This window comes from Klebsiella sp. 28 (assembly GCF_018223905.1).
In the GTDB taxonomy this organism is placed as follows: Bacteria; Pseudomonadota; Gammaproteobacteria; order Enterobacterales; family Enterobacteriaceae; genus Klebsiella; species Klebsiella pneumoniae.
The window spans coordinates 1-2,562 of record NZ_JAGRQY010000214.1 but is presented as its reverse complement, the minus strand read 5'-3'; the positions used below and the strand labels follow the sequence as shown (position 1 = coordinate 2,562).

Annotated in this window: 2 protein-coding genes and 3 pseudogenes; 4 read left to right on the top strand and 1 reads right to left on the bottom strand. The window is 45.6% G+C overall.

What is annotated here, in order from left to right:
* From KHQ28_RS26425 to KHQ28_RS26410, 4 genes and pseudogenes are all read left to right on the top strand, one after another.
* Positions 1-139, top strand: a pseudogene (locus KHQ28_RS26425) (IS6 family transposase); the annotation flags it as partial.
* 143 nt (positions 140-282) lie between these two features.
* On the top strand, positions 283-837 hold the full coding sequence (locus KHQ28_RS26420; RefSeq protein WP_063840321.1) for a fluoroquinolone-acetylating aminoglycoside 6'-N-acetyltransferase AAC(6')-Ib-cr5: 555 nt from the start codon (positions 283-285) through the stop codon (positions 835-837).
* A gap of 130 nt (positions 838-967) precedes the next feature.
* On the top strand, positions 968-1,798 hold the full coding sequence (locus KHQ28_RS26415; RefSeq protein ID WP_001334766.1) for an oxacillin-hydrolyzing class D beta-lactamase OXA-1: 831 nt from the start codon (positions 968-970) through the stop codon (positions 1,796-1,798).
* A 137-nt stretch (positions 1,799-1,935) separates the two neighbouring features.
* A pseudogene (locus KHQ28_RS26410) lies at positions 1,936-2,376 on the top strand (CatB-related O-acetyltransferase); the annotation flags it as partial.
* Positions 2,377-2,429: 53 nt separating this feature from the next.
* Here KHQ28_RS26410 and KHQ28_RS26405 read toward each other — a convergent pair.
* A pseudogene (locus tag KHQ28_RS26405) lies at positions 2,430-2,562 on the bottom strand (IS6 family transposase); the annotation flags it as partial.

Below are 2,562 nucleotides of genomic sequence, written 5' to 3'. Positions count from 1 at the left end.
TAAATCCATGAAGACGGCTTACGCCACCATCAAAGGTATTGAGGTGATGCGTGCACTACGCAAAGGCCAGGCCTCAGCATTTTATTATGGTGATCCCCTGGGCGAAATGCGCCTGGTAAGCAGAGTTTTTGAAATGTAAGGCCTTTGAATAAGACAAAAGGCTGCCTCATCGCTAACTTTGCAACAGTGCCTTTAAGCGTGCATAATAAGCCCTACACAAATTGGGAGTTAGACATCATGAGCAACGCAAAAACAAAGTTAGGCATCACAAAGTACAGCATCGTGACCAACAGCAACGATTCCGTCACACTGCGCCTCATGACTGAGCATGACCTTGCGATGCTCTATGAGTGGCTAAATCGATCTCATATCGTCGAGTGGTGGGGCGGAGAAGAAGCACGCCCGACACTTGCTGACGTACAGGAACAGTACTTGCCAAGCGTTTTAGCGCAAGAGTCCGTCACTCCATACATTGCAATGCTGAATGGAGAGCCGATTGGGTATGCCCAGTCGTACGTTGCTCTTGGAAGCGGGGACGGACGGTGGGAAGAAGAAACCGATCCAGGAGTACGCGGAATAGACCAGTTACTGGCGAATGCATCACAACTGGGCAAAGGCTTGGGAACCAAGCTGGTTCGAGCTCTGGTTGAGTTGCTGTTCAATGATCCCGAGGTCACCAAGATCCAAACGGACCCGTCGCCGAGCAACTTGCGAGCGATCCGATGCTACGAGAAAGCGGGGTTTGAGAGGCAAGGTACCGTAACCACCCCATATGGTCCAGCCGTGTACATGGTTCAAACACGCCAGGCATTCGAGCGAACACGCAGTGATGCCTAACCCTTCCATCGAGGGGGACGTCCAAGGGCTGGCGCCCTTGGCCGCCCCTCATGTCAAACGTTGGGCGAACCCGGAGCCTCATTAATTGTTAGCCGTTAAAATTAAGCCCTTTACCAAACCAATACTTATTATGAAAAACACAATACATATCAACTTCGCTATTTTTTTAATAATTGCAAATATTATCTACAGCAGCGCCAGTGCATCAACAGATATCTCTACTGTTGCATCTCCATTATTTGAAGGAACTGAAGGTTGTTTTTTACTTTACGATGCATCCACAAACGCTGAAATTGCTCAATTCAATAAAGCAAAGTGTGCAACGCAAATGGCACCAGATTCAACTTTCAAGATCGCATTATCACTTATGGCATTTGATGCGGAAATAATAGATCAGAAAACCATATTCAAATGGGATAAAACCCCCAAAGGAATGGAGATCTGGAACAGCAATCATACACCAAAGACGTGGATGCAATTTTCTGTTGTTTGGGTTTCGCAAGAAATAACCCAAAAAATTGGATTAAATAAAATCAAGAATTATCTCAAAGATTTTGATTATGGAAATCAAGACTTCTCTGGAGATAAAGAAAGAAACAACGGATTAACAGAAGCATGGCTCGAAAGTAGCTTAAAAATTTCACCAGAAGAACAAATTCAATTCCTGCGTAAAATTATTAATCACAATCTCCCAGTTAAAAACTCAGCCATAGAAAACACCATAGAGAACATGTATCTACAAGATCTGGATAATAGTACAAAACTGTATGGGAAAACTGGTGCAGGATTCACAGCAAATAGAACCTTACAAAACGGATGGTTTGAAGGGTTTATTATAAGCAAATCAGGACATAAATATGTTTTTGTGTCCGCACTTACAGGAAACTTGGGGTCGAATTTAACATCAAGCATAAAAGCCAAGAAAAATGCGATCACCATTCTAAACACACTAAATTTATAAAAAATCTAATGGCAAAATCGCCCAACCCTTCAATCAAGTCGGGACGGCCAAAAGCAAGCTTTTGGCTCCCCTCGCTGGCGCTCGGCGCCCCTTATTTCAAACGTTAGACGGCAAAGTCACAGACCGCGGGATCTCTTATGACCAACTACTTTGATAGCCCCTTCAAAGGCAAGCTGCTTTCTGAGCAAGTGAAGAACCCCAATATCAAAGTTGGGCGGTACAGCTATTACTCTGGCTACTATCATGGGCACTCATTCGATGACTGCGCACGGTATCTGTTTCCGGACCGTGATGACGTTGATAAGTTGATCATCGGTAGTTTCTGCTCTATCGGGAGTGGGGCTTCCTTTATCATGGCTGGCAATCAGGGGCATCGGTACGACTGGGCATCATCTTTCCCGTTCTTTTATATGCAGGAAGAACCTGCATTCTCAAGCGCACTCGATGCCTTCCAAAAAGCAGGTAATACTGTCATTGGCAATGACGTTTGGATCGGCTCTGAGGCAATGGTCATGCCCGGAATCAAGATCGGGCACGGTGCGGTGATAGGCAGCCGCTCGTTGGTGACAAAAGATGTGGGGCACTGTTGCAAAGTTAGCGATGAGGCAGCCTTTTGTCTTATTCAAAGGCCTTACATTTCAAAAACTCTGCTTACCAGGCGCATTTCGCCCAGGGGATCACCATAATAAAATGCTGAGGCCTGGCCTTTGCGTAGTGCACGCATCACCTCAATACCTTTGATGGTGGCGTAAGCCGTCTTCATG